This is a genomic window from Dactylosporangium sp. CA-139066, from assembly GCF_050936175.1.
In the GTDB taxonomy this organism is placed as follows: Bacteria; Actinomycetota; Actinomycetes; order Mycobacteriales; family Micromonosporaceae; genus Dactylosporangium.
In genome coordinates, this window is record NZ_JBNJNH010000001.1 from 4,060,259 (window position 1) to 4,085,375 (window position 25,117).

Annotated in this window: 26 protein-coding genes; 15 read left to right on the forward strand and 11 right to left on the reverse strand. The window is 74.2% G+C overall.

The annotated features are described in order from the left end of the window. Positions 1–46 precede the first annotated feature (46 nt). From ACQEVU_RS18535 to ACQEVU_RS18550, 4 genes are all read left to right on the forward strand, one after another. A complete protein-coding gene (locus ACQEVU_RS18535; RefSeq protein WP_433325080.1) occupies positions 47–901 on the forward strand; it encodes an amidohydrolase family protein in 855 nt (284 codons plus the stop codon). A gap of 223 nt (positions 902–1,124) precedes the next feature. Continuing rightward, positions 1,125–2,591, forward strand: a complete 1,467-nt coding sequence (locus ACQEVU_RS18540) for a glutamate synthase subunit beta (protein WP_433325082.1) — start codon at positions 1,125–1,127, stop codon at positions 2,589–2,591. Between the two features lie 233 nt (positions 2,592–2,824). After that, entirely contained in the window at positions 2,825–3,364 is a 540-nt protein-coding gene (locus ACQEVU_RS18545; protein ID WP_433325084.1) for a hypothetical protein, read from the forward strand. 65 nt (positions 3,365–3,429) lie between these two features. Next, complete coding sequence (locus ACQEVU_RS18550) at positions 3,430–4,323, forward strand: undecaprenyl-diphosphate phosphatase (RefSeq protein WP_433325086.1); 894 nt, start codon at positions 3,430–3,432, stop codon at positions 4,321–4,323. A gap of 43 nt (positions 4,324–4,366) precedes the next feature. Here ACQEVU_RS18550 and ACQEVU_RS18555 read toward each other — a convergent pair whose 3' ends face one another. The 3 genes from ACQEVU_RS18555 to ACQEVU_RS18565 are packed head-to-tail and all read right to left on the reverse strand — an operon-like array spanning position 4,367 to position 8,141. Beyond that, positions 4,367–6,841 carry an FtsX-like permease family protein gene (locus ACQEVU_RS18555; protein WP_433325088.1) on the reverse strand — a complete coding sequence of 825 codons (2,475 nt, stop codon included), beginning with the start codon at positions 6,839–6,841 and terminating at the stop codon, positions 4,367–4,369. Beyond that, on the reverse strand, positions 6,838–7,563 hold the full coding sequence (locus ACQEVU_RS18560) for an ABC transporter ATP-binding protein (RefSeq protein ID WP_433325090.1): 726 nt from the start codon (positions 7,561–7,563) through the stop codon (positions 6,838–6,840). The genes ACQEVU_RS18555 and ACQEVU_RS18560 overlap by 4 nt, the downstream gene beginning before the upstream one ends. Continuing rightward, positions 7,560–8,141 carry a PadR family transcriptional regulator gene (locus ACQEVU_RS18565; protein WP_433325092.1) on the reverse strand — a complete coding sequence of 194 codons (582 nt, stop codon included), beginning with the start codon at positions 8,139–8,141 and terminating at the stop codon, positions 7,560–7,562. Before ACQEVU_RS18565 ends, ACQEVU_RS18560 begins: the two co-directional genes overlap by 4 nt. A gap of 112 nt (positions 8,142–8,253) precedes the next feature. Between ACQEVU_RS18565 and ACQEVU_RS18570 the strand changes: the two genes are divergently transcribed. Beyond that, the gene (locus ACQEVU_RS18570) at positions 8,254–10,428 is read left to right on the forward strand and encodes an ABC transporter permease (protein WP_433325094.1); all 2,175 of its coding nucleotides are present in this window, start codon (positions 8,254–8,256) and stop codon (positions 10,426–10,428) included. A gap of 6 nt (positions 10,429–10,434) precedes the next feature. On the opposite strand, the gene ACQEVU_RS18575 is transcribed toward ACQEVU_RS18570, so the two are convergent. Both ACQEVU_RS18575 and ACQEVU_RS18580 read right to left on the reverse strand, forming a co-directional pair. Continuing rightward, entirely contained in the window at positions 10,435–11,172 is a 738-nt protein-coding gene (locus ACQEVU_RS18575; RefSeq protein WP_433325096.1) for a hypothetical protein, read from the reverse strand. Between the two features lie 16 nt (positions 11,173–11,188). Then, complete coding sequence (locus tag ACQEVU_RS18580; protein ID WP_433325098.1) at positions 11,189–11,320, reverse strand: hypothetical protein; 132 nt, start codon at positions 11,318–11,320, stop codon at positions 11,189–11,191. A 56-nt stretch (positions 11,321–11,376) separates the two neighbouring features. Between ACQEVU_RS18580 and ACQEVU_RS18585 the strand changes: the two genes are divergently transcribed. Further along, positions 11,377–12,474: a hypothetical protein gene (locus ACQEVU_RS18585; RefSeq protein ID WP_433325100.1), complete on the forward strand. Its 1,098-nt coding sequence runs from the start codon at positions 11,377–11,379 to the stop codon at positions 12,472–12,474. Here the strand turns inward: ACQEVU_RS18585 and ACQEVU_RS18590 are convergent. Genes ACQEVU_RS18590 through ACQEVU_RS18600 form a run of 3 tightly spaced genes read right to left on the reverse strand, consistent with a single transcriptional unit; the run spans position 12,428 to position 15,060 of the window. Further along, positions 12,428–13,225 (reverse strand): FAD:protein FMN transferase, encoded by a 798-nt coding sequence (locus ACQEVU_RS18590; protein WP_433325102.1) that lies wholly within the window; start codon positions 13,223–13,225, stop codon positions 12,428–12,430. The genes ACQEVU_RS18585 and ACQEVU_RS18590 overlap by 47 nt on opposite strands. Beyond that, on the reverse strand, positions 13,222–13,644 hold the full coding sequence (locus tag ACQEVU_RS18595) for an FMN-binding protein (RefSeq protein ID WP_433325104.1): 423 nt from the start codon (positions 13,642–13,644) through the stop codon (positions 13,222–13,224). Before ACQEVU_RS18595 ends, ACQEVU_RS18590 begins: the two co-directional genes overlap by 4 nt. 9 nt (positions 13,645–13,653) lie before the next feature. Further along, a complete protein-coding gene (locus ACQEVU_RS18600; RefSeq protein WP_433325106.1) occupies positions 13,654–15,060 on the reverse strand; it encodes a ferredoxin reductase family protein in 1,407 nt (468 codons plus the stop codon). Positions 15,061–15,244: 184 nt separating this feature from the next. On the opposite strand from ACQEVU_RS18600, the gene ACQEVU_RS18605 reads away from it, so the two are divergent. Then, positions 15,245–15,424 (forward strand): hypothetical protein, encoded by a 180-nt coding sequence (locus ACQEVU_RS18605; RefSeq protein ID WP_433325108.1) that lies wholly within the window; start codon positions 15,245–15,247, stop codon positions 15,422–15,424. Between the two features lie 127 nt (positions 15,425–15,551). Continuing rightward, positions 15,552–16,766 carry a Na+/H+ antiporter NhaA gene (gene nhaA / locus ACQEVU_RS18610; protein WP_433334984.1) on the forward strand — a complete coding sequence of 405 codons (1,215 nt, stop codon included), beginning with the start codon at positions 15,552–15,554 and terminating at the stop codon, positions 16,764–16,766. A gap of 107 nt (positions 16,767–16,873) precedes the next feature. Here nhaA and ACQEVU_RS18615 read toward each other — a convergent pair whose 3' ends face one another. Genes ACQEVU_RS18615 through ACQEVU_RS18625 form a run of 3 tightly spaced genes read right to left on the reverse strand, consistent with a single transcriptional unit; the run spans position 16,874 to position 19,850 of the window. Then, the gene (locus tag ACQEVU_RS18615) at positions 16,874–18,172 is read right to left on the reverse strand and encodes an ArsB/NhaD family transporter (protein ID WP_433325110.1); all 1,299 of its coding nucleotides are present in this window, start codon (positions 18,170–18,172) and stop codon (positions 16,874–16,876) included. Further along, the gene (locus ACQEVU_RS18620; RefSeq protein ID WP_433325112.1) at positions 18,169–18,615 is read right to left on the reverse strand and encodes a CBS domain-containing protein; all 447 of its coding nucleotides are present in this window, start codon (positions 18,613–18,615) and stop codon (positions 18,169–18,171) included. Before ACQEVU_RS18620 ends, ACQEVU_RS18615 begins: the two co-directional genes overlap by 4 nt. Beyond that, a complete protein-coding gene (locus ACQEVU_RS18625; RefSeq protein ID WP_433325114.1) occupies positions 18,612–19,850 on the reverse strand; it encodes a cation:proton antiporter in 1,239 nt (412 codons plus the stop codon). The genes ACQEVU_RS18620 and ACQEVU_RS18625 overlap by 4 nt, the downstream gene beginning before the upstream one ends. Before the next feature lie 177 nt (positions 19,851–20,027). On the opposite strand from ACQEVU_RS18625, the gene ACQEVU_RS18630 reads away from it, so the two are divergent. The 7 genes from ACQEVU_RS18630 to ACQEVU_RS18660 all read left to right on the forward strand — a co-directional run bounded on the left by ACQEVU_RS18630 (position 20,028) and on the right by ACQEVU_RS18660 (position 25,108). Then, entirely contained in the window at positions 20,028–20,483 is a 456-nt protein-coding gene (locus ACQEVU_RS18630) for a GntR family transcriptional regulator (RefSeq protein WP_433325116.1), read from the forward strand. Then, positions 20,480–21,358, forward strand: a complete 879-nt coding sequence (locus ACQEVU_RS18635; protein WP_433325118.1) for an ATP-binding cassette domain-containing protein — start codon at positions 20,480–20,482, stop codon at positions 21,356–21,358. Before ACQEVU_RS18630 ends, ACQEVU_RS18635 begins: the two co-directional genes overlap by 4 nt. Next, on the forward strand, positions 21,355–22,290 hold the full coding sequence (locus ACQEVU_RS18640; protein ID WP_433325120.1) for an ABC transporter permease: 936 nt from the start codon (positions 21,355–21,357) through the stop codon (positions 22,288–22,290). Before ACQEVU_RS18635 ends, ACQEVU_RS18640 begins: the two co-directional genes overlap by 4 nt. A gap of 109 nt (positions 22,291–22,399) precedes the next feature. Further along, a complete protein-coding gene (locus ACQEVU_RS18645) occupies positions 22,400–22,813 on the forward strand; it encodes a DUF6069 family protein (RefSeq protein ID WP_433325122.1) in 414 nt (137 codons plus the stop codon). A gap of 24 nt (positions 22,814–22,837) precedes the next feature. After that, positions 22,838–23,191 carry a YciI family protein gene (locus ACQEVU_RS18650; protein WP_433325124.1) on the forward strand — a complete coding sequence of 118 codons (354 nt, stop codon included), beginning with the start codon at positions 22,838–22,840 and terminating at the stop codon, positions 23,189–23,191. A gap of 8 nt (positions 23,192–23,199) precedes the next feature. After that, complete coding sequence (locus tag ACQEVU_RS18655) at positions 23,200–24,393, forward strand: RNA polymerase sigma factor (RefSeq protein ID WP_433325126.1); 1,194 nt, start codon at positions 23,200–23,202, stop codon at positions 24,391–24,393. A gap of 55 nt (positions 24,394–24,448) precedes the next feature. Continuing rightward, on the forward strand, positions 24,449–25,108 hold the full coding sequence (locus ACQEVU_RS18660; protein ID WP_433325128.1) for a VanZ family protein: 660 nt from the start codon (positions 24,449–24,451) through the stop codon (positions 25,106–25,108). The last annotated feature ends 9 nt before the right edge of the window (positions 25,109–25,117 follow it).

Here is a 25,117-nt window from a genome sequence, read left to right on the forward strand (position 1 = left end):
CACCGACTATGCTGCGGCCGGTCCGGCAGTCATCAGGAGGCACCGGTTGCACCGCATCGACGCTCACCACCATTTCTGGGACCCGGCCCGGTACACCTATCCCTGGATGGCGGGGCCGGCCATGGACCCCATGCGCCGCGCGTTCGGACCGGACGACCTGCGGCCGGCCCTCGGCGCGGCCGGCATCGACGCGACCGTCCTCGTGCAGACGCTGTCCAGCCTCGCCGAGACCCGCGAGTTCCTGGCGGTGGCCGACGGGACCGACGTCGTGCGCGGCGTCGTGGGCTGGGTCGACCTGACCTCCCCGGCCGTCGGCGACGACCTCGACGAGCTGCTCGACGGCCCGACCGGCCGCTGGCTGGTCGGCGTGCGCCACCAGGTCCACGACGAGCCGGACCCGGACTGGCTGCGCCGCGACGACGTGCTGCGCGGCCTGGCCGCCGTGCAGCAGCGAGGGCTCGCCTACGACCTGCTGGTGCGGGCCCGGGAGCTCCCGGCGGCGACGGAGGCGGTGCGACGCCTGCCCGGGCTGCCGTTCGTGCTCGACCACATCGCGAAGCCGCGCATCGCCGACGGCCGCGACGAGGCCTGGGTGCGGGCCATGCCGGCGCTCGCCGCCGAGCCGAACGTGTCGGTCAAGCTGTCCGGGATGATCACCGAGGCCGACTGGGCGGCGTGGACGCCGGCCGACCTGCGCCCGTTCGTCGAGCGCGTCGTGGACTGGTTCGCGCCCCGGCGCCTGCTCTTCGGCTCCGACTGGCCCGTCTGCCTGCTCGCCGGCTCCTACGAGGCGATGCTGGAGGCCCTGACGGCGGCGCTGCCCGCCCTGAGCCAGGCCGAGTTCGACCAGCTCTTCGGCGGCAATGCGGCGCGTGTCTACGGTCTGGGCACGCTGCTGTAGCGCGTCATCTCCTGGCGGTTGTCGCTACGCCAGGCGGCCGATGGCCCGTTGTCGCCGGGACCTGCGGTGGCGGGTGTGGCGCACTTGGCGATTTTGGACCTTGTGAGACCCCCAGGTGGTTCGGTTAGGGTGCCATGCACGGCCGTGGGACGGCCGTCTCACATTTTGGGCCAACGTTGTCCCATCGCGATCCGGGTGCACCGCCAGGCAACGGAGGCCAGACATGCCTGATCCGACGGGATTCATGAAGTACCGCCGGCAGCTGCCACTGCTGCGTCCGGTGGCCGAGCGGGTCGCCGACTGGCGCGACGTGTACCAGCGCGTCGACGCCCAGGTGATCCACGAGCAGTCCAGCCGGTGCATGAACTGCGGCGTCCCGTACTGCCACAACGGCTGCCCGCTGGGCAACCTGATCCCGGACTGGAACGACCTGGTGCGCGTCGGCGACTGGGAGCGCGCCGCGGAGACGCTGCACGCCACGAACAATTTCCCCGAGTTCACCGGGCGGCTCTGCCCGGCACCGTGCGAGGCGGCCTGCGTCCTGGGCATCGGCGACGACCCGGTCACGATCAAGCAGGTCGAGGTCGAGATCATCAACCGGCTTACCGATGACCGGCCGCTCAAGCCCTTCACGGGCGCGACGCCCTCCGGCCGCAGCGTGGCCGTGGTCGGTTCCGGGCCGGCCGGTCTGGCCGCCGCGCAGCAGCTGGCCCGGGCCGGGCACGCGACGACCGTGTACGAGCGCAGCGACGCCGTCGGTGGCCTGCTCCGGTACGGCATTCCGGACTTCAAGCTCGAGAAGTTCCACATCGACCGGCGGGCCGCTCAGCTCGCCGCCGAGGGAGTGCAGTTCGTCACCGGCTGTGAGGTCGGCGTCGACGTCTCGCTCGCCGAGCTGCGGGAGCGGCACGACGCCGTCGTCCTGGCCTGCGGCGCCCTCGACCCGCGCGACGTGCCGACCACTCCCGGTCGCGAGCTCGACGGTATTCACCAGGCGATGGTGTACCTGGAGGGCGGGAACCGGGTCGTCGCCGGCTCGCTGGACGCGCCGCCGATCGACGCGGCCGGCCTGAACGTCATCGTCGTGGGCGGTGGCGACACGGCCGCGGACTGCCTCGGCACCGCGCACCGGCAGGGTGCGGCCAGCGTGCGGTTGGTGGAGGTGGCGCCGCTGCCTCCGCCGAAGCGGGACGGCAGCCGCGATCCCTGGCCGACCTGGCCGACGATGCTGCGCAGCGGTTCGGCGCACGAGGAGGGCGGCGAGCGCAACTTCGGCTGCGCGGTGCGCCGTTTCATCGGCGACGACCAGGGGAAGCTGCGCGCGGTCGAGCTGGTGGACGTCCTCGTCGGCCCCGGATTCACGCTGAGCGAGGTCGAGGGCACGGTTCGCGAGGTGCCGGCCGACCTGGCGCTGCTGGCGATCGGATTCGCCGGTACGCAGCCCGGACCGCACCTGGCCCAGGCGAACCTCACCCGCAACGCGCGCGGCACGATCGACGCGGGCAAAGACTGGCAGACCGAGGCGCCGGGCGTCTTCGTGGCCGGCGACGCCCGCCGTGGACCGTCGCTGATCGTCTGGGCGATCGCGGAGGGCCGCTCGGCCGCCGCGGCGGTCAACCAGTACCTGGGCGACGGCGGACGCCTGCCCGCCCCGATCACCCCGGTCTCGATGCCCCTCAACGCACGGTAGTCCCGGCGCGCCCGGTCTCGGCGAGGCTGTCCGGCCTCGCCGGGAGACGGGCGCGTTCTCCGTTCGCAGACCACGTTCTCGAGGACCACGGCGAGGGCCTGGCCGACGCCGATGCAGCTCTCCCCCGGACCGGGTTCGGCAAGCTCGATCGCAAGGCCCTGATGGCGACCGACCCGACCCGGGAGGCTTGACGTTCAGCGGCCTTTCAGCGGGGCGCCGCTACGGTGGCGGGCATGCGGAGCATCCGGCTGTGCGCGGTGGCCGCCGCCTTCGTGCTCGCCGGCTGCGGCAACGGCGGCGCCGCGGACCCCGGTGCCGCGTCCGCCGCCCAGGCGTTCGTCGAGTACCGCCCGGCCGGCGGCGAGTACGCGATCAGCGTGCCGCCGGGGTGGGCGCGGGCCGAGGCCGGTGCCTCCGTCACGTTCACCGACCAGCGTGACACGATCACCGTCGACCTCGGCACCGCCAGTGCGGCCCCGAATGTCTCCGGCGGGGAGGACGAGCTGGAGGCGCTGCGGGGCAAGACACGCGGGTTCGCCGACCCCACCGTGTCGGTGATCGAGCGGCCGGCGGGGCAGGTGCTGCTCGTCACGTACCGCGCCGACGCGCCGCCCGACGCGGCCGGCGGCCAGGTGGTCAACGACGACGTGGAGCGCTACGAGTACTGGCGCGCGCCTTCGGCGCTGCTGACCGTGACGCTGGCCGCGCCCCACGGCTCCGACAACGTCGACACCTGGCGCACCGTCACCGAGTCGGTCCGCTGGCTTGCGTAGACGTCCGGCTCGATGTGGCTTCGCGGCAAGGCGAATTCTCAGTTTTCGCGAACTACGGTGCCCGCGTGAACCACCTGACCTATCCCGAGGCGATCGTCGTCGGCCTCCTGCAGGGCGTCACCGAGCTGTTTCCGGTCTCCAGCCTGGGGCACAGCGTGCTGCTGCCGGCGCTGATCGGCGGGCGCTGGGCCCGCGACCTGAACGTGTCGACGCCGGAGTCGCCGTATCTGGCGTTCGTCGTGGGGCTGCACGTGGCGACGGCGCTCGCGCTGGTGGTGTTCTTCTGGCGCGACTGGCTGCGCATCATCACGGGGTTCGTGACCTCGGTGCGGTACCGGCGGATCCAGCACCCGGACGAGCGGCTGGCGTGGATGATCGTGCTGGCGACCATCCCGGTCGGCGTGACCGGACTGCTGCTGGAGCACACGTTTCGCACCGTGCTCGGGCGGCCGGTCCCGGCGGCGATCTTCCTCACCGTCAACGGGATCCTGTTGTACGGCGCCGAACGGCTGCGGCGGCGGGCGGCGGCGGTGGACGTACCGCAGACGGATCCCGCGGTGGCGTCGGACCGGCGGATCGCGGCCGACACGCTCGGCGGGGCGACGCTCGTGGGCTCGGCGCAGATCCTCGCGCTGCTGCCGGGCATCAGCCGGTCCGGCGTCACGCTGGGGGCGGGGCTGATGAAGGGCCTGGCGCACGAGGACGCGGCGCGCTTCTCGTTCCTGCTCGCCACGCCCGTGATCCTCGCCGCTGGGGTGCTGAAGATCCCGGACCTGTTCGGGTCGCTCGGCGACGGCATCCGCGGGCAGGTGCTGGCCGGCAGCCTCGCGTCGGGCGTCGCGGCATACCTGTCGGTGCGGTTCCTGACGCGGTACTTCGAGACCCGCACCCTGACCCCGTTTGCGGTGTACAGCGTGGTCGCCGGCCTGGCCAGCCTGATCTGGCTCAGCGTCGCCTGATTCCGGGCGGGCTGAGGCGTGGTCCGCGGCCGGCGGCCAGGCATCATTCCAGCGGCTGACGGGCGATCGACCGGGCCTCCCTTCCGGTGAGCAGCCAGCCGCCGAGGTAGGCGACGATCGGCAGCCCGACCAGGATGGCCGCCAGGTTGAGCAGCGGCGGGTGGGCCAGCCAGTGCAGCTCCTTGTGGTACCAGGCCAGCACCGCCAGGTAGGTGCACCCCGTGCCGATCACCGCCCCGGCCAGGGCGAGGGAGCCGGCGGTCGCGGCGGTCAGGGCCCGGCGGGTGCGGCGGCGGGCGCCGGCCGCGGCGAGGGTGCGCAGGTCGCGGGCGGTCTCGCTGCGGATGAGCCCGACCGTCATGGCGAGCACGCCGAGGGCGACGGCGATGCCGGCCGCGGTGAACTGCGCGGCCAGGCGGGTCTGGTCGGCGCCGGTCGGGCGGGACTCGACGAAGAGGCCGGCGGCGGCCGCGGCGCCCTGCGCCCGGTCGATGTCGGCCGCGGTGAGCTTGCCGGGCGCGTCGATGAGCCAGCCGGCCGGCATCGCCGTCACGTGCAGCTTGTCCATGCCCCGCTGGGTGATGAGGACGTTGGGCAGCGATTTGTAGTCGGGCAGCGACACGTGCTGCAGGACCGGCTGCCAGCGGGTGTTGCGGCCCAGGACGGTGTCGAAGCCGGCGAGGCTGGCCCGGGGCGTGAGCAGGTCGGTGTCGGCGTGGACGCTCGCCGGGTCGATGCCGTAGTGGGCGAGCAGCTCGGGGGTGGCGACGTAGAACGGGACCATGTCGTTGTCGTTGTACATCACGCCGCCGGGCTCGCCCGGGCCGGACGCGTGCGGCACGGCCAGCACGGCCGGCGGGCGGCCGCCGGAGTCGCGCTCGAGCGGTGCGTCGGGGTCGACGACGCCGACCAGCGGCACTACGGCGGCGCCGTGCAGGTCGGCGGCGATTGCGTCGGCCCGCTTGCGCAGGTCGGCCAGCTGCGCGTCGGTGACCACCGGCACCGGCCCGCTCATCCGCTCCCGGGACACCCAGACGATCAGCTGGTCGGCGGGCAGGGCGCCGCCGGTGGGCGCGGCGTTCCTGGCCACGAAGACGGCGGCGCCGAGCGCGACCGTGGCGGCGATGCCGATGGCGAGGGCGATCGCGGCCAGCGCGGCGCCGGAGCGGGCCCGGTAGCGGGCCAGGTCGCGCATGGCGAGCCGGGTGGCCAGGGGAGCATGGCGGGCGAGGCGGCCGATGGTGGCCACGCCGACCGGGGCGAGCAGGAGCACCGCGACCGCCGTGGCGAGCACCCCGCCGAGGATGTACGGCGGCTTCGCCTGCTGGGCGAGGTACAGCAACGTCAGCCCGGCGGCGAGCAGCACCGCGCCGATCGCGGCGAAGCGGTGCGCCGGGCGGGGCGGGGCGGGCCGCGCGGAGAGGGCGGCGACGACGGGCACGCGGGCGGCTGTGCGGGCCGGCCACCAGGCGGCGGCGACGGCGGTCACGGTGGCCAGCGCGACGGTGAGCAGCAGCGGCGCCCAGGGCAGGGTGAACCGGTCGATGCGGTGCCCGAGCAGCGGCTCGAGCGCCGGGCCGAGCGCGATCCAGCCCACGATCCCGGTGGCGGCGCCGGCGAGCGCGCCGGCGCCGCCGATGACGAGGCCGTTGGCGAGCAGGACGAGGCGGACGTGCCGATGGCTGGCGCCGATGGCGCCGAGCATGCCGAGCGCGCGCAGCCGCCGCTGGGCCATGACGTTGAATCCGGCGACCGACAGCAGCCCGACGAACACCAGCCCGATCGTGGCCAGCGTGAGCACGAGGGTGCCGGCGGGGTCCCCGTCCTGGCCGCGGCGCTGGCTGCTGCTGCCGTTGGGGCGGGGCTTCGCGACGAACTGGGCCTGCGATGCGCGCAGGAGCGTGTCGATGCGGTCGACCGCGCCGAGCTGGCCGGGCGCGACGAGGGCGAACGCCTCGGTGAGGTTGAGCGGGTTCTCCACGATGCCGACCACGGTCCGCGTCCGGCCGCCGGCGTCCCAGGTGCCGCCGAGGTGCAGGCCGGCGAGGGTCGCCACCCGGCCGGTGACGGCGATCTCGGCCGGGCCCTGCGGCCAGCGGCCCTCGTCGAGGCGCAGCATCACGTGGCCGTACGGCCCGTGCGGGTCCTGGGCGCGCAGGTCGACCCCGGTGGCGGTGCCCGGCACCGGGACCTTCTTGGCGTGCTCGATGACCTCGACGGTGCCGAAGGCGCCGCGCAGCTGGGCGAGGTCGGCGTCGGCCGGCGCGCCGGTGCTGCCCAGCGTGACGATGTGGTCGGCGGTGCCGAACACCGCGGCCTCGGACGGGGCGTTGGCGGCGACGGCGAGCCCGACGGCGGTGGTCGCGACGGCGACCAGCAGCAGCGCGAGCACGATCGACTGCTGGCGCCACTCGCGGCGGAACAGCCGCCACGCCCAGCGCACGACGGCGCGGCGGGCGGGCATGCCGCCGTTGCCGGTGCCCAGCGCCAGGGGCGGGTCCTGCACGGCGACGCTCATCGGGCGGCCTCTTCGGTCAGCAGGGAGTCCGGGCCGGGGCGCGGGGCGGTGCGGTCCACGACCTGGCCGTCGCGGATGAACAGCACGCGGTCGGCCCAGGAGGCGAGCTGCGCGTCGTGGGTGACGACGACGGCGGCGACGCCGTGCTTGCAGGCGGCGAGGATCATGCGCATGACGGCCTCGCCGTTGGCCGAGTCCAGGGCGCCGGTGGGCTCGTCGGCCAGCAGCAGCCGGCGGTCGCCGACGATGGCCCGGGCGATCGCCACCCGCTGGCGTTCGCCGCCGGAGAGCTGGTCGGGGAAGCGCGCGGCGCGGTCGGCGAGGCCGAGGTCGGAAAGCGCCCGCAGCCCGGCGGCGCGGGCCTTGCCGGCGCTCATGCCGTCGAGCTCGAGCGGCAGGGCCACGTTCTCGGCGGCGGTGAGGCCGGGCAGCAGGTTGAAGTCCTGGAAGACGTAGCCGATGGCGCGCCGGCGCAGCCGGGCCCGGTCGTCGCGGGACATGGTGGACAGGGCCTGGCCGGCGACGAGCACCTCGCCGGCGGTCGGCGTCTCGAGGGCCCCGGCGATGGTGAGCAGCGTGCTCTTGCCCGAGCCGCTGGGGCCCATGACGGCGACCATCTTGCCCGCCTCGACGGTGAGGTCGACGTCGCGCAGCGCGTGCACCTCGTCGGCGCCGTCGAGGTAGGTCTTGCCGACCCCGCGCAGCTGCAGCACCCCGCTCATCGGCGCACCCCCGTCCGGCGGCGGATCTGCGGGGCCGGCGCCCGGGCCGGGGCGGGCGGCTCGAGGGCGGCCCGCTTGAGCCGGCCGTCGGCGGTGTCCAGCCAGCGCACGACCGAGTCGAGGCGGAAGAGCTCGGCGTCGACCACGAGCGCGAGGCCGAGGTCAAGGTCGGCCTCCTCCTCCTTGAGGCGGGTCCACTGCTGCATGAGCTCCACGAGGTAGCGCCGGTGCGCCTGGATGACCTCGTGCACGTCGACGCCCGGCAGCCGTACCGCAACGAGGATCTTGATGACCAGCTCGTCCCGCGGCGGTGAGGCGAGGTCCGGCGGCGTGCGCAGCCACCCGGCGAGCTCCTCGGCGCCGTCGGCGGTGATCCGGAACCCCTTCTGCGGCCCCGGGTCGGCGTCGTCGTCGGACTCGACGAGCCCGTCGCGCTCCAGCCGCTGCAGCGTCGTGTAGACCTGCCCGACGTTGAGCGGCCACACCTCGCCGGTGCGCTCCTCGAACTCCTCGCGCAGCTGCAGCCCGTACTTGGGACCCTCGCTAAGCAGCGCCAACAGCGCGTGCCGGATGCTCACGGCGTCACCTCACTCGATATCATGCTCGGTAGCATACTGAGTATAGCGGCCAAAGTGAAGATATAAACCCGGCGTATATACGCGGTGTATATCCGCGGTGTATGGTGACCGCATGATCCGCCTCGGTCTGCGCCTCGCCGTCGCCACCGGCCGCGAGGCCCTCGTCCGCTTCGTCATCCTCGCCGCCGCCGTCGCGCTCGGCGTCGGGCTGCTGCTGTGCACCATCGCCGGCGTGCGCGCCCTCGACGCACAGACCGGCCGCGGCGGATGGGTGCGCGGCGAGCCGGCCGCGGGCGCGCCCCCCGCCGACCCCGTCGTGTGGGCCGCCCGCTGGGACTTCTTCGACGGCCGCGCCATCGAGCGGGTCGAGGTCGGCGTCACCGGCGCCAACCCGCCCACCGTGCCCGGCATCCCGCGGCTGCCCGACCCCGGGCAGTACTACGTCTCCCGGGCCCTGCACGACCTCATCGCCGCCCACCCGGCCGACCAGCTCGGCGCCCGCTTCCCCGGCCGCGAGGCCGGCATCATCGCCGACTCGGCCGTGCCGTCGCCGGACTCCCTCGTCGCCGTCGTCGGCCGCACCCCGGCCGAGGCCGGCGCGCTCCGGGGTGCCCACGAGATCACCTCGGTGTCGACGGCCGCCCCGAAGATCTCGACCGCCGCCCTGGACCTCGTCCTGTCCGTCGTCGCCGGCGGCCTGCTCTTTCCGGTCCTCATCTTCATCGGCACCGCGACCCGCCTCTCCGCCACGCGGCGCGAGCAGCGCTTCGCCGCCATGCGCCTGGTCGGCGCGACGCCGCGGCAGGTCACGCGGCTCGCCGCCGTCGAGGCCGCGGCCGCCGCCGTGGCCGGCACCGTCGCCGGCTTCGCGCTGTTCCCGGCGCTGCGGGCGGGGATGGCGGCGGTACCGCTGAGCACCGAGCGCTTCTACGCCGACGACCTCGCCCCGGGCTGGCCCGCCGCCGTGCTCGTCGCGCTCGGCGTGCCCGTCGCCGCCGTGGTCGCCGCCCGGCTCGCCATGCGCCGGGTGCGCATCTCACCGCTCGGCGTCGCCCGCCGCGTCACGCCCAAGCCGCCACGGGCCTGGCGGCTGATCCCCGTGGTCGCCGGGCTGCTGGAGCTGGCGTACTTCATCGGCCGTACACCGGAAACCTCCAACGGCCAGACCGCCGCCTTCCTGCCGGGGTTCCTGCTCATCATGATCGGCCTGGTCATCGCCGGCCCGTGGATCACCATGGTCGGCGCCCGCCTGATGGCCCGCCGCGCCCGCCGGCTGCCCACCCTCGTCGCCGCCCGCCGCCTCGCCGACAACCCACAGGCCGCGTTCCGCGCCATCAGCGGCGTGATGCTCGGCCTGTTCGTGGTCAGCGTGGCCACCGGCGTCATCACCACGATCGTCAACGAGCGCGGCATCCGCTACGGCAACCTGGCCTCGGTGACCCTGCTGCAGCAGTTCGGCGGCGACGGCGGCACCGTCCCCGACGGCCTACCCGACCGGCTGCGGCACATCGAGGGCGTCACCTTCGCGGTGGTACTGCACGACAACCCCGACAACGGCCCCAACGACCCTTCCAGCATCGTGGCGTGCGCCGATCTCGCGACGATCCCGCAGTACGGCCGGTGCGCACCCGGCGCCGAGTACGCCCAGATCTGGAACAACCTCGTCGGCTTCGACCGCGTCCGCACCGGCGCCGGCGCGGCGACCGTCTGGGCCTCGTCCCCGGTCACCGCCGCGCAGGCCGCGTCGATGAAGGTCGACACGCTCGTCGTCGGCTTCGACGGCACGACCGCGGCCCACGAGCGGGCCCGGACCGCGCTCGAGGTCGCGTTCCCCGACTTCGAGGTGCCGCCGGGCACCGACGTCGACTACGGCAACAACTCGCGCACCCAGCTGCGGCTGTTCCAGCGCCTGGCCGACGTCATCATGCTGTTCAGCCTGCCGATCGCGGGCTGCAGCCTGGCCGTGAGCGTCGCCGCGGGCATCGCCGACCGCAAGCGCCCGTTCAGCCTGTTGCGGCTGACCGGGGTACCGCTGCGGATGCTGCGCCGCGTGGTCGGCCTGGAGTCGGCGGTCCCGCTGCTCGCGGCCGCGGCCCTGGCCACCGCCACCGGATTCGGGGCCGCCCAGCTGTTCCTGCGGGCCCAGATGGGGTACACGCTGAGCCCGCCCGGCTGGTCGTACTACGTGCCGGCGGGGCTGGGCCTGGCCGCGTCGCTGGCCATCATCGCCTCGACCCTGCCGCTGCTCGAGCGGGTCACCGGCCCGGAGACGGCCCGCAACGAGTGACCGCGCTCAGAACTTCTGCGTCGCCGACCCGTCACCGAGCATCGGCGGCCGCTGGGTGCCGGTGAGGCCCAGGTGCGTCGCGGCTCGCAGTGCCGCGTCCGCGTAGTCGGTGATGGATCGTCCGTCCGGCGGCCGGCCCGGGGCCAGGGCGTCGACCAGCTCCGCCACCGCAGCGGCGTCGACCGTGCGCGCGTGGGCCCTGGCCAGGAACGCGGCCGCGGCCGCGGCGACGGCATCGCCGGCCGCGTCGAGATCCGCGTCCTCGTCCTCGTCCCACTCGTCCCACTCGACCTGTTCGGCCAGCGCGGTCGGGATGCCGGAGTCGCCGGCGAGGTACTTGGCCGAGAAGGCCAGCCCATCGTCCTTGACCCGGTCCGGATACGGAACGCGGTGCCATGCGCCGTCGACGAACCAGTACGCGTAGCCGAGCACGAAGTCCCGATGATCGCGGCGCAGCTCGTCCCAGATCAGCCGATCCGGCAGGCCGGCAAGGAGATCCAGCGGTCGGGGCTGCAGGTGCGTGTGGCTCGCGTCGGAGTCCTGACCGCTCAGGACGGCCTCACCGGCCGGGGCGAGCGTGAGCTGCCACCAGTAGGCGCCGCCGGGGGACCAGTAGTGCAGGCCGGTCGAACCGACCCGGAACCCGCCGGGGCCTCCCGCGGCGGCGATGGTGGTGAGCGTGGCCGCCCGGGCCCACAGCCGATCGGGGTGTTCGAGGTCTTCCGGTCGTCCGGGTCGATGCATTGATGCACCATAGCGGTTAGCGCAGGGCGGCGAAGACCTCGGGCCAGTTGGCCGGCAGGTTGTCGGCGATGAACTGCCAGTCGCGAACCATCGACTCGATGCCGCCCACGTGACCCTCACGGTCGGCGATCGACTCGAGGTCGTCCATGGCAGGCGAGCGTAGTACGGATGGAACCGCGGGCCCGGTCCAGGCGTGTCCCCTGTGTGGAGATCAATCGTCATGAGGGCCGGTTCCGGACGCTGTGGATCACGGTCGCGGGTGTGCTGGCCGGGTTCACCGGCGCTGCAGTGTGGGCGGTGAGCCTGGCGGTCTACCAGCCGTTCATGGAGCCGCCCGACCTGCCGGGCGGCCTGACGTCGGCGGAGAACGGCACCTACTGGCCGCGCGACGAGCGGCAGTGGGCGATCCTGCTGGCGTTCGCCGGGGTGCTGCTCATCGCCGGGCCGCGCCGGTCGGCGGTCACCGCCGGCGGCACCCTGGCTGCGATCTGGTCCGGCGCCGACCTCTGGCTGGACCGGGTCGACGTGTCCGGCGGCGCGGCCGCGTGGTCGCTGGGCGCCGTCGCGGCCGGCGGCTTCGCCGTCACCGCCGGCGCCGCGTGGTGGTGGTCGGCCGGGGAACGCGACGGCGAGCTGGTCCGGCACCTGGCCGTCGTCGGCGCCTTGGTGACCGCGCTGACGGTCGGGGTGCTCGGCAACGACCTGGACCACGACGTCACCCTGCCGTCGGGCGAATCGGTCGCGCGCGTGCCGAGCGAGGCGCTCAGTCAGGGCGTCGCGTGGCTGCGGGGCGGCCTCGCGGTGCTGTTCGCCGCCGTCGTGCTCGCCCTGCTCGCGCCGCGGCTGACCAGAGGCCGCCGCCTGATCGCGGCCGGCTGCGCGGCGATGCTGGTCGCGGCGCCGTTCACCTTCTGGTTCGCCTCGTACGTGATCGGCTCCGACGACCTCGCGGCGGCCGCGGCGCTCGTCGTCACGCTTGTCGCCGCGGCCCTGCTGGGGCTGTCGGCCCGTCCGCTGCCGGTCGCCCGGCTGGCCCGCGCGGCGGTGGCCTGCCTCGTGGCCGCCCCCGTGGCGATCGTGGCCGCATTCGTCGGCAGCGTGCTGGCCGGGGAGGCAATGACCAGAATCGCGGCCGACCCGCCGGTCAACGCCGCCGACACCGACGCGTCAGCCCCGGTGCTGACCGTGCTCCTCGGCGTGGGTGTCGCGCTTGTGGGTCACCTCTTCGCCCGGGTGCCTGCCGCCACGCCGGCGGTCAGTCACCCGTGGCCGGCGGCGACGGCGCCGGCCAGCCGGATGTGACCTGGGCGAGGCCCGAGGCGGTGAGCAGCAGCGCGTCGTGGTCGTCGAGGGTTTCCAGCCAGGCCAGCGAGCGGGGGCCGCGGGCGGCCGCGGCGGTGGCGTACACGTCGGCCCACAGCAGCCGCGGGCCGGTGACGGTGACCGAGCGGACCGCCGTGGCCGGGCGGCCGGTCTTCGGGTCCATGATGTGGCGGCCGCGGTGGGCGGTGCCGGAGGTGGCGACCGCGCCGCCGCGGCGCTCGAGGACGTGCAGCAGGCGGGACGGGTCGTCGGGGTGCTCGATGCCGACCCGCCACGCCGGGTGGTCCTCCTCGGCGTGGACGAGGACGTCTCCGCCGGCGTTGAGGCACCAGGAGTACCGCCGCAGGGTCTGCAAATGTCCGGCGGCCCGCTGCACGGCCCAGCCCTTCACCAGGCCGGACGGGTCGAACCGGGGCGCGCCGGTGCGCGGGTCGGGCAGGCCGCGCGGGTCGAACCAGCCGCCGGTGCGCTCGCGGGCCTCCTCGCACAGCGCGAGTACCTCGGCGAACGCCGGGTCGGTGACCGGCTCGCCGCGCTCCCAGCGGGCGAGGTCGCTGTCGTCGCGGTACGGGCTGAACATCGCGTCGGCGCGGCGCAGGTCGGCGAACGCGGCCGCGACCCGGGACTCGACGTCGGCGCCGGCGGGCTCGTCGCCGCGCACGTGGATGCTCACCGGCAGGCCCATGATCTGCTCGACCCAGGCGCGGCGGGGGAGGGTGGCGGCGTTCACGACAGGTGGGCGGCGTCGAGGGCGGCCTGCAGCGACTCCTTGTAGCCGTTGCTGGTCACGGTCGCGCCCGACACGGTGTCGATGTCGGCGTTCTGCGCGGCGATGGTCTCCTGGACCAGGATCGGCAGGGCGCGGGCGTTGATCTGCTGGTCCTTGCCGTTCTCGTTCGGATAGACCGGCACCGACACAGCGGTGATCTTTCCGTCGGCGACGGTGATCGAGACCTGTACGTCGCCCCACCGCGTCGAGGCCGCCGAACCTTGGTAGGTGGTGCCGTTGCCCGATGTGCCGGCGGCGCCGGCCGTGCCGACGGCGGTGGTGGCGGGGGCGGGGGCGGTCGAGCCGAGGCTCGTGCGGTAGCTGAACACCAGCGCGAGGGCGGCGAGGGTGGATAACAGCCAGAAGGTGATGCGTCGCAACGGTGACTCCTACCAGGCGAACTGTTCGGTGTGGATGTGCTCGGGGGAGGCGCCGGCGGCGCGGGCCGCGGCGGAGGCGGCCGCGGTCCAGGCGTCGGGGCCGCAGAGGTACACGTCGGCGGCGGCGATGTGCGGCACGAGCCGGCGCAGCGCCTGGGCGTCGGTCCAGGCGGCGGCGGAGGCCGGCAGCCACGAGGCTTCGCGGGCGCGGGGGCCGGTGAGGTACACCACCCGCACGCCACGCTGCCGGGCCAGCCAGTCGATCTCGTCGCGGAAGGCGACCTCGGCCTCGCTGCGCGCCCGGTAGACCAGGGTCGCCTGTCCCGGGGCGTAGCGCAGCTCGCCGAGCAGGGCCAGCAGCGGGGTGACGCCGATGCCGCAGGCCAGCATGACGACCGGGCCGCCGCGGTAGTGCTCGCCGGTGAGCTTGCCGTACGGGCCCTCGATGAGCGCGCGGGTGCCGGGGCGGAGGCTTGCGACGCGGGCGCTGCCGTCGCCGAGGTCCTTGACGGTGATGCGCAGTACGCCGGTGTGGGGGGTCGCGGACAGCGAGTAGGGGTGGGCGCGGGACCAGCCCGGGCCGTCGAGGAAGCGCCATTGGAAGAACTGCCCGGCGCGGGCGGGGAGCCGGTCCAGGTCGCGGCCGCGCAGGTAGACGGAGGTCAGGCCCGGGCCCTCGGGGACAATCCGGTCGACGACCAGGCGGTGGCGCCAGTTGCGCCCGGCGGGCACGCCGAGGCGGTAGACGATGACGGCGCCGGCGGCGGCCGCGTACAGCGTCCACCAGTAGGCCCGCGACCACGGCGAGTTGACGAAGTCGGTGCCGGTCCAGATCTGGTGCGGCAGGGCGAGGCCGACGCCGAGGTACGCGTACAGGTGCAGCAGGTGCCAGGACTCGTAGCGCAGCCGGCGGCGGGCCCTCTTCATCGAGGTCACGACGACCATGACCAGGGCTGCCGTGCCGGCGGTGGCCAGCAGCATGCCGGGGTAGTCGACGACGAGGTCCCACAGCTCGCCGGGCACGTCGACGTGCGCGGCGCCGGCGTAGCCGATGGTGATGAGCACGATGTGCGCGACCATCAGGTGGAACGAGGTGAAGCCGGTCCAGCGGTGCCAGCGGGCGAGGCGGTCCTGGCCGAACGCGCGCTCCATCAGCGGTACCCGGGCCATCAGCAGTACCTGCAGCAACAGCAGGTCGGAGGCGAGCAGCCCGGTGAGGCGCCCGAGCGAGGTCGTCGCGTCGGGCCAGGACCCGGCGGCGTCCTGCAGCCCGCGGTTGGCGACCCACAGCGCGGTGACCGCCAGCAGGCTCACCCAGGCGACCGCGCCGCCGGCGTCGGCCCACCACCGCGGCGCCGGGCGCGCGGCCGCGGGGGCGGCGGGCGCGGCGGGTCGGGCGATGCTCGTCGTCGTCATGACCGCAACCATCGGCCGGGTTCCTGTGAGCATCCGGGGAACCGATTAAAGATTGCCTAAGAGCAACCGTCGGTCACCCCGGGGTTGGTCGGCGATGTCGTCGGTTCGTCATGGCTTCTTGGACTCTTCGTCACAACGGCTGGGGAGGGTGGGGTTGGGCCCGCTTCGGGGGAGAGGGGCAGTCATGCCGGGCGATCTCGGGGAACCGTCGATCGGTCGTGGCCGGCGCTGGGCGGCGCTCGGTACGAGCGCCGGTGGGGCGCTCGGAATGCCGGCGGGGATCCTGCTCGACGACGCGCTGGTGATGTTGGTGGCGTTGTGCGTGCTCGGCGTCTCCGCGGGGCTGTGGCATCCGGTGCGGTAGCCGGGAGCTGTCGGCGCCGCGCGCCGGGTGGGTCTGTCGCGTAGGCTCGTGAACTGGTGTGCCGGGAAGTCTGGTCGGCGTGTTGGTGCCGATCGACCCCGGGAGGATGCTCATGTCCGGCCAGACCATGCGGAGGGTGCCGTCGCGCCGTTTCGCCGAGACCTTGCGTACTGAGACTGCCGGCGGGGTGTTGCTCCTCGCCGCGGCCGTGGTGGCGTTCGGGTGGGCGAACTCGCCGTGGGCCGGCGGCTACGCGCGGCTCGGCGACCTGCGGGTCGGGCCGGCGGCGTGGCATCTGGACCTGACGCTGGCGGCGTGGGCCGCGGACGGGCTGCTGGCCGTGTTCTTCTTCGTCGCCGGGTTGGAGCTCAAGCGCGAGCTCGTCGCCGGAGACCTGCGCGATCCGCGGCGGGCGGTGCTGCCGGTCGCGGCGGCGGTCGGCGGGATGGCGGTACCGGCGCTGATCTATGCGGCCGTCAACGCCACGGCCGGCGACCTGCGGGGTTGGGCGGTGCCCACGGCCACCGACATCGCCTTTGCGCTCGCGGTGCTCGCACTGGGCGGCTCCCGGGTGCCGCCGGCACTGCGCACGTTCCTGCTGACCTTGGCCGTGGTCGACGACCTGCTCGCGATCGGCATCATCGCGGTCGCGTACACGGCCGCCCTGGCGGTCCTGCCGCTGCTGGCCGCGGCGGTGGCGCTGGTGGTGTTCGGGTGGCTGGCGCGCCGCGGCGGGCTCGGGCGGTGGCTGCTCGGGCCGCTCGCGGCGGTGGTGTGGCTGTTCGTGCACGCGTCGGGGGTGCATGCCACGGTGGCCGGCGTGCTGCTGGCATTCGTGGTGCCGGTGCGCCCGAGCGGCGACGACGTCGCGGCGCGGCTGGAGCACCGCTGGCGGCCGGTGTCGGCCGGGTTCGCGGTGCCGGTCTTCGCGTTCTTCGCCGCCGGGGTGCCCCTCACGGGAGCCACGTCGTTCGGCGCCGCGATGCGGGACCCGGTGGCCCTCGGTGTGCTGGCCGGGCTGGTGCTCGGTAAGCCGGCCGGTGTGCTGGCGGCGACGTGGCTGGCCCGGCGCGCGACGGGCGCGGCCGGCAGGGGCGGGCTCGGCTGGCCCGAACTGGCCGTGGCGGGTCTGCTGTCGGGGATCGGGTTCACGGTGTCGCTGCTCATCGCCGAGCTCGCGTTCGGCGCGGGCACCCCGGCCGGCGAGCACGCCCGGCTGGCGATCCTGCTCGCCTCGTGCGCCTCGGCGGCCGCGGCCACGCTGCTGCTGCGGTCCCGCCGGCGCCGGCCCGCGAGTCCGCCTCCGGCCCGGCACGAGGCCGTGACCGCCCGGGGAGCCTGACGTGCCGGCCCGGCCGCCGGCCACTTCGTGTGGTGCTCGCCCGGCTGGCCGGCCGTCGCCGGGCGCCTCCTCGCGTTCGTCCGCGCGCCGGCCGGTTGAGCCGCCGGTCAGGCGAAGGCGAGGTAGCGCAGCCACAGGTACGCCGCGGAGATGGCGACGGTGACCGCGGCGGCGACGAGGCCGTACTTGGTGAACTGCCAGAAGCTGATCCGGTGCCCGGCCCGTTCGGCGAGGCCGAGGATGACGACGTTCGCCGAGGCACCGACGGCGGTGGCGTTGCCGCCGAGGTCGGCGCCGAGGGCGAGGGCCCACCACAGCACGTGGGGCCCGCCGCCGCTGCCGTCGGCGGCGGCGAGGTCGGCGACGATCGGGCTCATCGTGGCCACGTACGGGATGTTGTCGACGATCGCCGACAGCACCGCGGAGCCCCCCAGCAGGCCCATGGCCGCCAGGTGCGGGTCGCCGGCGACGGCGTCGGCGACGGTGCGGGACAGGGCGCCGACGGCGCCGGTGTGCACGAGGGCGCCGACCATGACGAACAGCCCGGCGAAGAACGCCAGGGTCGGCCACTCCACGTCCTTGACCACGTCGCCGGCGTCGAGCCGGGAGAACGCCAGGAGCGCGAGGCCGCCCACGATCGCGACCACGGACGGCTCGAGGTGGACCACCGAGTGCAGCACGAACGCGGCCGTGACCAGGGCGAGGACGGCGAGGCTGACGACGAGCAGCCGCGGGTCGCGGATCGCGTCGCGCTCCCGCAGCCCGACCACGGCGGCGGCCCGTTCGGGGTCGGGGCGAAACGCCGAGCGGAACAGCACCCGGCACAGGGCGACGAACACGACGAGGAGGACGGCGATGAGCGGGGCGAGGTGGTTGAGGAAGTCGTTGTACGACAGCCCGGCGCGGCTGCCGATGATGATGTTCGGCGGGTCGCCGACCAGGGTGGCGGTGCCGCCGATGTTGCTGGCCATCGCCTCCGCGATGAGATACGGGGCGACGGGGACGGCGAGGCGCTGGCAGACCAGGAACGTGACCGGGGCGATGAGCAGCACGGTGGTGACGTTGTCGAGCATGGCCGAGGCGACCGCCGTGACGGTGACGAGGATGACCATGACCGGGAACGGCCGGCCGCGGGCGCGTTTGACCGCCCAGATCGCCAGGTACTCGAACGCGCCGGTGCGTTTGAGGACCGCGACGATGAGCATCATGCCGAGCAGCAGGAACACGACGTTCCAGTCGATGCCGGCCTCGGCGGAGAAGAAGGCGTGCTCAGCGTCGGTGGCGCCGATGACGAGCATGACGACGGCGCCGCCGAGCGCGGCGGCGACCCGGTGGATCTTCTCGGTGGCGATGAGCACGTAGGCGGCGGCGAAGACCGCGACGGCGACCCAGGCGGTGACGCTCACGCGGCGAGCATCCGGTCGAGCAGGGCGTCGAGGGTGATCGCGCCGAGCAGCCGCCGGTCCCGGTCGACGACGGCGACGAGCGGGGTGCGGGTGCGGGCCATGACCGCCGCGATCTCCAGCACCGTCGCGTCCGGCGCGACGACGGCGAGCTCGCGCTGCTGCGCGGGCAGGGCCTGCGCCACGGTGCGGTCGCCGAGCTCGCGCAGCAGCAGGTCGGCGGCCGGCTCGTCGACGACGCGCGCCAGGGCCGGGTCGTCCTGGCAGTACTGCGGGATCGCCATGCGCAGCACCTGCGTGCCGGCCAGGATCGTGAACGGGTAGCCGCGCTCGTCGAGCACGATCAGCCCCGGCAGGTCCTGCCCGGCCAGCAGCCGCGCGGCCTCGAGCGCGGGGGTGTCCGGCCGGACGACCGGAAACTCGGCGGCGAGGTCGCGGGCCTTCATGGCGTGGTCCCTTCGGCCGGCGAGCGGCGCAGCAGCTGCCGTCCCTTGGTCGTGAGCCGCTGCTGCCACGCGGGCATGAGCTGGGGCTCGAAGCCGCGGGCGACGACGATGTCGGTGGAGGAGTGCAGGACGATGCTCAGCACGATCGTGACCGCGACGAGGGCGAAGACCTGCTCGGCGGCGCCGATGCCGGAGGCGAGCACGAGCAGCCCGTAGACGACCGAGGCGAAGCCCTTCGGCCCGAACCACATCGCGGCCGCCTGCTCCCGCACGCCGAGGCCGGAGCGCAGGAACGACACCCACAGCGCCAGCGGCCGGGCCAGCACCAGGGCCAGGACCACGAACACCCACCCGGCCCAGCCGATCCTGCCGAACAGGCCGGGCGTCAGCAGCGCCCCGAAGACCAGCAGCGCCGCGAGCTTGAAGATCTCCGCAACCAGCTCGCCGAAGTGCTCGAACGCCTCACGCTCCCGCCGGCCGATCGTGGCCACGGTGATCCCGGCGGCGAACGCGGCCAGGAACAGGTTCGCGTGCGTCACCTTGCCCAGGGCCAGCACCAGCAGGCCGATCGCCACCGCGTTGAGCGGCAGGTACTGCTCCGACACCGCGAACAGCCGGGTCCGCTCGAGGCGGATCGCCGCCCACGGCACCACCACCCCGAGCGCGATCCCGCCGACCAGCTCCAGTCCGATCTCACCCAGGTGCAGCTCGTGCGAGCCCGCCGTGACGGCGAGCAGGACCACGACGAACGGCAGCGCGAGGCCGTCGTTCACGCCTGACTCGACGTTGAGCAGGTGCCGCAGCCGGGCCGGCACCTTGTCGTTGCCGACCAGGGCGGCCGCGAACACCGGGTCCGTCGGCGCCAGGATCGCCCCGATCAGCAGCGACTCCGGCCAGCCCAGCCCGGCCACGAAGTGCGCGACCACCGCGGTGATCAGCAGCGTCAGCGGCAGGCCCCAGCCCAGCGCCCGGCCCGGCAGCCGCCACGCGCTGCGCAGGTCGGCCCAGCCGACCCGCATGCCGTCGGTGAACAGCACCGCGAACAGCGCCAGCTCCGCCAGGGACGTGACCACCGGCGACCCGGCGGTCACGTGCACGACGCCGGTCACACCGTCACCGAGCACGAACCCGGCCGCCAGGACCACCACGGCCGTGGACAACACGGTCCGGTGCGCGAGCGCGGACAGCAGAACCGCCAGCAACAACGTCGCGGCGAAGCACAGCAGCAGGGTCATACGGGTCCTGTCGATCGGCACGGTGAACACACACGCCGACCAGACTTCCCGGCACTCCGCAACGAACCTATCGGATCGTGACCGCCACCGGAAGCAACCGGACGCGACCAGCGCCCGCTCCGGCCGGTCACGCCCGGATCCGTTGACGGCCGCGGTGCCAACTTTTATGCTTTTACTATGGAACTAGATAAAGAGGTCGAGAGTCGTGTCCGGTTCGTGCTCGATCCGGGTTCCGGCGTGCCGACCTACCTGCAGCTCGTGCAGCAGGTCGAGCAGGCGATGCGGCTGGGCGTGCTGCGCGACGGGGACCGCCTGCCGCGCATCAAGGACGTCGTCGAGACCCTGGCGATCAACCCCAACACCGTGCAGAAGGCGTACCGCGAGCTGACCACCCGCGGCGTGGTGTCCACGCAGCAGGGCGTCGGCACGTTCGTGCGCGGCACGCTGCCCGTGGTCGACCTCGCCGGGCAGGCGGCCCTGCGCCGCCAGCTCGTCGCCTGGGTCCGCGCGGCCCGGGCCGCCGGCCTGGACCGCGGCGGTATCAGTGCCCTCGTCGCCAGCGTGCTGCACGAGGAGGCGGGGGCCGTCCCGGCCGCGCAGCCGCCGCGGCCGGGCCGGGCGGGTGCGGCATGAACGCCGTCGAGACGTTCCGGCTCACCCAGCGGTACGGCCGCACGGTCGCCCTCGACGACTGCACCCTGGCCGTTCCGGCCGGCCGCGTGGCCGCGCTCGTCGGGCCCAACGGCGCCGGCAAGACCTCGCTGCTCGAGCTGGCGATCGGGCTGCGCCGGCCGGCCGCCGGGCGCATCGAGGTCCTCGGCGCCGAGCCGGGCGCCCGCCGCGACCGGGTCGGCTTCGTCGACCAGCACGCCGCGCTCTACCCGGCGCTGACCATCCGGGAGCTGCTGCGCCTCGGCGAGCACCTCAACACCCGGTGGGACGCCGCGGCCGCCTGGGGCCGCATCGAGGCGCTCGGCCTGTCGCCGCGGCGCCGGTTCGCCGCGCTGTCCGGCGGCCAGCAGGCCCAGGTCGCCCTCGCCCTCGCGCTGGGCAAGCGGCCGGAGCTGCTGCTGCTCGACGAGCCGCTGGCCCGCCTCGACCCGCTCGCGCGGCACGAGTTCCTCGCGGCACTGCTCGGCGCCGTTGCCGAGCACGAGATTTCGGTGCTGTTCTCCTCGCACGACCTCGCCGAGCTCGAGCGGGCCTGCGACTACCTCGTCGTGCTGCGCGACGGCGCCGTCCAGCTGGCCGGCGACGTCGATGACCTGCTCGAGCACCACCAGCTGCTGACCGGCCCGGTCGACCGCGCCGGCGAGATCACCCACCAGGTGGTGTCGCGGGTGACGGGGGCCGCGCAGGCCCACCTCGTCGTGCGCACCCGGCAGCCGTCGCCGGGGCCACCGCCCGGATGGCAGCGCCGGCCGGTCACGCTCGACGAGCTCGTGCTGGCCTACCTGCGTTCGGACGCCTCGGCGCTGCCCGGCCCGCGCGAGCTGGTGACCCGATGAGCCGCCCGCGCGCCCTGTGGCCCACGTGGCGGCTGCACCGCACCGCGCTGCTCACCAGCGCCGGGGTGCTGCTGGTGCTGGCCGCGCTCCTGGTGTACACGGGCGGCAAAATCCGGATGTCGTACCACCAGCTCGGCCTCGACGCCTGCGGATCCGCCTGCAGCGCCGCCCAGCTCAACGCGTTTGCGGAGCAGGCGCAGCGCTGGGGGCTGTGGACGCAGTTCCTCGCGCTGCTGCCCGGCCTGCTCGGCATGTTCGTCGGGGCGCCGCTGCTGGCCCGCGAATACGAGTCCGGCACGTTCCGCTTCGCCTGGACGCAGGCGGTCACGCCGCGCCGGCTGCTGCTGGCCAAGGTCGGCCTCCTCGGCGGCGCGCTGCTCGTTGCCACGCTCGCCTTCAGCGCATTCTTTCATTGGTGGTACACCCCGATCGTCGTCGTCAAGGACCGGCTGGCGCCGTGGCCGTATCACGCCGACGGCGTCTACCTCGCCGCCGCCACCCTGTTCTGCTTCGCCCTCGGCCTGCTCGCCGGCGCCGTGCTGCGCCGCACCGTGCTGGCGATGTTCGTCACCGGCGCCGCCTGGGTCGCCGTGTTCTTCACCGACTGGCAGCTGCTGCGCCCGCACTACGCCGCCCCGATCCTGGCCGCGGCCGCCACCACCGGCCTCGGCCACGGCGGCCAGCCGTGGGTCGTGGACAGCTGGCAGGTCGACGCCGCCGGACACCGCCTGTCGGACGCGGAGTGGAACGCCGTCGTCGCGCTGCACGCCGGAGACCGCACCTGGAGCCGCGCCGACTACACGACCTGGATGCTGTACGAGCCGGGCTCCCGTTTCTGGGCGTTCCAGAGCCTGGACGCGTCCTGGCTCGTCGCGCTGGCCGCCGCGTTCGTCGCCGCCACACTGTGGTGGCTGCGCCGCCGGCCGACCTGACCGGACGGTCGGAAAAATTTTGGCGGGTGTGTCGATTGGGCGTGGTCCGGTTCGTAGCCCTGGTGAGAGCCCGGCAACGGACCGGGCCACGCACCCGCTGGAGGACCTCATGACCACCACCGTGCACACGCCCCGCGCCGCCACCTCGACCGTCGGTAAGCTGATCGGGACCGGCGTCATCGCGACCGTCGCCGCGAGCGTCGCGACCACGGCCGTCGCGGCGGCCGGCGATGCGGCCGGTATCAGCCTCGACATGGCCGGCGCCCCGATCCCGCCCTCCGGGTTCGGCACGCTGACCGCCGTCTTCTCGCTGGTCGGCGTGGTCATGGCGGCGGTGATGTCCCGGTTCGCCCGGCGTCCGCGGCGCCTGTTCGTCCGCACCACGCTGGTGCTGACCGCCCTGTCGCTGGTGCCGGACGCAATCGCCGACGCCGCGCCGGCCACGAAGGCGCTGCTGATGGTGACGCACCTCGTCGCGGCCGCCATCGTGATCCCCGCGCTCGCGCGTCGCCTGTCCGCCTGACATCGAGCTCTTGGAGGAGCCGTCATGAAGCAGTACATGCTGGCCGTGCACAGCGTCGAGGGCGCGCCGGAGATGACCGACGACGAGATGCAGACCATGTTCCGGCTGAACGAGCAGATCGAAGGGGAGATGCGGGCCGCGGGCACCTGGGTGTTCGGCGGGGGGCTGCTGCCGCAGGACAGCGCCACCGTCGTCCGGGTCGAGAACGGCGCGACCAGCATGACCGACGGGCCGTTCGCCGAGACGAGGGAGCACCTCGCCGGGTTCTGGGTCATCCGGTGCGCGGATCTGGACGAGGCGCTGTCGTGGGCCGAGAAGTGCGCGGCGGCCTGCGGCCCGATCGAGGTGCGGCCCTTCGACGAGCTGTCCCAGGGCTGAACGGAACCATGGATCTCGCGGGCATCTACCGCGCGGAGTACGGCCGCTGCGTCGCCACCCTGGCGCGCCTCCTCGGCGACATCAACCTCGCTGAGGAGGCGGTCCAGGACGCCTTCACCACCGCGCTGGAGAAGTGGCAGACGCCGCCGCCGAATCCGGGCGCCTGGATCGTGACCACCGCCCGGAACCGGGCCGTCGACCGGCTGCGCCGTGAGTCGACCCGGGAGGCCCGGCACGCCGAGGCCCTGCTGCTGCACCAGCCCGACGAGCCCCAGGAGGTGGGACCGGTGCGAGACGACCAGCTGCGACTCATCTTCACCTGCTGCCACCCGGCGCTCGGTCCCGACGCGCGGGCCGCCCTCACGCTCCGCCTGCTCGGCGGCCTCGAGGTGCCGGAGATCGCCCGGGCCTACCTGGTGCCGGAGGCGACCGTCGCCCAGCGGATCGTGCGCGCCAAGAAGAAGATCCGCGACGCCGGGATCCCGTACCGGGTGCCCGCCATGCACGAGCTGCCGGACCGGCTGCCGCCCGTGCTCACCGTGCTCTACCTGATCTTCAGCGAGGGCCACGCCGCCACCGCCGGGCCGCTGATCCGCACGGACCTGTGCGCCGAGGCGATCCGGCTGGCCCGCGAGCTCGCCGCGCTGATGCCCGACGAGCCCGAAGTCCTCGGCCTGCTCGCCCTGCTGCTGCTGACCGAGGCGCGCCGCCCCGCCCGGCTCGACGCGGCCGGGGAGGTCGTGCTGCTGGCCGACCAGGACCGGTCGCTGTGGAACCGGGCGCTCATCAGCGAGGGCCACGACCTGGTCCGCCGCTGCCTGCGGCGCAACCGGCCCGGCCCGTACCAGATCCAGGCGGCGATCAACGCCGTGCACACCGACGGCGCCGCCACCGACTGGTCGCAGGTCCTGGCCCTCTACGACCAGCTCCTCGCGCTCGCGCCGACCCCGATCGTCGAGCTCAACCGCGCGGTCGCCGTCGCCGAGGTCCACGGACCGGCGATGGCCCTCGCCGCCCTGGAGGGCGTCGACCTGCCGGGCTACCACCGGCTTCCCGCCACCCGCGCCGAACTGCTGGCCCGCCTCGGCCGCGACGAGGAGGCCCACGCCGCCTACGACCAGGCCGTAGCGCTGGCCACCAACGAGACCGAGCGCGAGTTCCTCCGGACCCGTCAGTCCCGGCTCGATCGGCGCGCTCGCTGAACGTATGAATGCGTTGCTTATGTCACCGCAACAGCCCTTCCTGTCCAATGGGGCCGTGAACCACAACGCAACCGTGTCAGCACCGCCCCGTCGCACGCGCACGATCGTGCTGCTCAGCCTGGCGGTCCTCGGCGTGGCCGCCGTCATGTTCGGCCTGCGGCGGATGCTCTGGATGCCCGCTCCGAACTGCCTGGCCGGGCGGTGGCACGGCTGTGTCGACACGGACAACGGTGTCGTGCTCCTCACCCTGGTCGGGCTGCCGCTGGCCGCGCTGGCGGTGTGGGTGCTGGCGAGCCTCCGGCGGGCCGCGGGCGTCACATCGGCGTGGCGGGCGTCGCTGGCCGAGGTGGGCATGGTCTACGGGACGGTGCCGTTCGTGTGGATCACCATGATGCCGGGCCCCGGCGCCGGCATCGTCCCCGGCCGGGTGAGCCTCGTACCGCTGCGGGACCTGGCCACGATGGGCCTGCTCGGAATCGTCGGCAACCTGCTGGTCTTCGCGGCGCTGGGGTTCTTCGCCCCGATGCGGTTCGCGGCCCTGGCCTCCGTGCCGCGCATTCTGGCGCTCGGGGCCGGCTGCTCGATCCTCGTCGAGACCGCACAGTACGTCCTGCAGCTGGACCGGGTGTCGTCCGTGGACGACGTCCTGGTCAACACCGCCGGTGCCGTGCTGGCCGGGCTGGCGTCGCGCCGCTGGTGGCGCACGACCGCGTAACGTACGGGC

Bases quoted from the DNA above. Each gene is read 5' to 3' on its own strand.
- ACQEVU_RS18540 (WP_433325082.1), top strand. From the start codon at position 1,125: ATGCCTGATCCGACGGGATTCATGAAGTACCGCCGGCAGCTGCCACTG.
- ACQEVU_RS18545 (WP_433325084.1), top strand. From the start codon at position 2,825: ATGCGGAGCATCCGGCTGTGCGCGGTGGCCGCCGCCTTCGTGCTCGCC.
- ACQEVU_RS18555 (WP_433325088.1), bottom strand. From the start codon at position 6,841: ATGAGCGTCGCCGTGCAGGACCCGCCCCTGGCGCTGGGCACCGGCAAC.
- ACQEVU_RS18560 (WP_433325090.1), bottom strand. From the start codon at position 7,563: ATGAGCGGGGTGCTGCAGCTGCGCGGGGTCGGCAAGACCTACCTCGAC.
- ACQEVU_RS18570 (WP_433325094.1), top strand. From the start codon at position 8,254: ATGATCCGCCTCGGTCTGCGCCTCGCCGTCGCCACCGGCCGCGAGGCC.
- ACQEVU_RS18575 (WP_433325096.1), bottom strand. From the start codon at position 11,172: ATGCATCGACCCGGACGACCGGAAGACCTCGAACACCCCGATCGGCTG.
- ACQEVU_RS18580 (WP_433325098.1), bottom strand. From the start codon at position 11,320: ATGGACGACCTCGAGTCGATCGCCGACCGTGAGGGTCACGTGGGCGGC.
- ACQEVU_RS18600 (WP_433325106.1), bottom strand. From the start codon at position 15,060: ATGACGACGACGAGCATCGCCCGACCCGCCGCGCCCGCCGCCCCCGCG.
- ACQEVU_RS18605 (WP_433325108.1), top strand. From the start codon at position 15,245: ATGCCGGGCGATCTCGGGGAACCGTCGATCGGTCGTGGCCGGCGCTGG.
- nhaA (WP_433334984.1), top strand. From the start codon at position 15,552: ATGCGGAGGGTGCCGTCGCGCCGTTTCGCCGAGACCTTGCGTACTGAG.
- ACQEVU_RS18620 (WP_433325112.1), bottom strand. From the start codon at position 18,615: ATGAAGGCCCGCGACCTCGCCGCCGAGTTTCCGGTCGTCCGGCCGGAC.
- ACQEVU_RS18625 (WP_433325114.1), bottom strand. From the start codon at position 19,850: ATGACCCTGCTGCTGTGCTTCGCCGCGACGTTGTTGCTGGCGGTTCTG.
- ACQEVU_RS18630 (WP_433325116.1), top strand. From the start codon at position 20,028: ATGGAACTAGATAAAGAGGTCGAGAGTCGTGTCCGGTTCGTGCTCGAT.
- ACQEVU_RS18635 (WP_433325118.1), top strand. From the start codon at position 20,480: ATGAACGCCGTCGAGACGTTCCGGCTCACCCAGCGGTACGGCCGCACG.
- ACQEVU_RS18640 (WP_433325120.1), top strand. From the start codon at position 21,355: ATGAGCCGCCCGCGCGCCCTGTGGCCCACGTGGCGGCTGCACCGCACC.
- ACQEVU_RS18645 (WP_433325122.1), top strand. From the start codon at position 22,400: ATGACCACCACCGTGCACACGCCCCGCGCCGCCACCTCGACCGTCGGT.
- ACQEVU_RS18650 (WP_433325124.1), top strand. From the start codon at position 22,838: ATGAAGCAGTACATGCTGGCCGTGCACAGCGTCGAGGGCGCGCCGGAG.
- ACQEVU_RS18655 (WP_433325126.1), top strand. From the start codon at position 23,200: ATGGATCTCGCGGGCATCTACCGCGCGGAGTACGGCCGCTGCGTCGCC.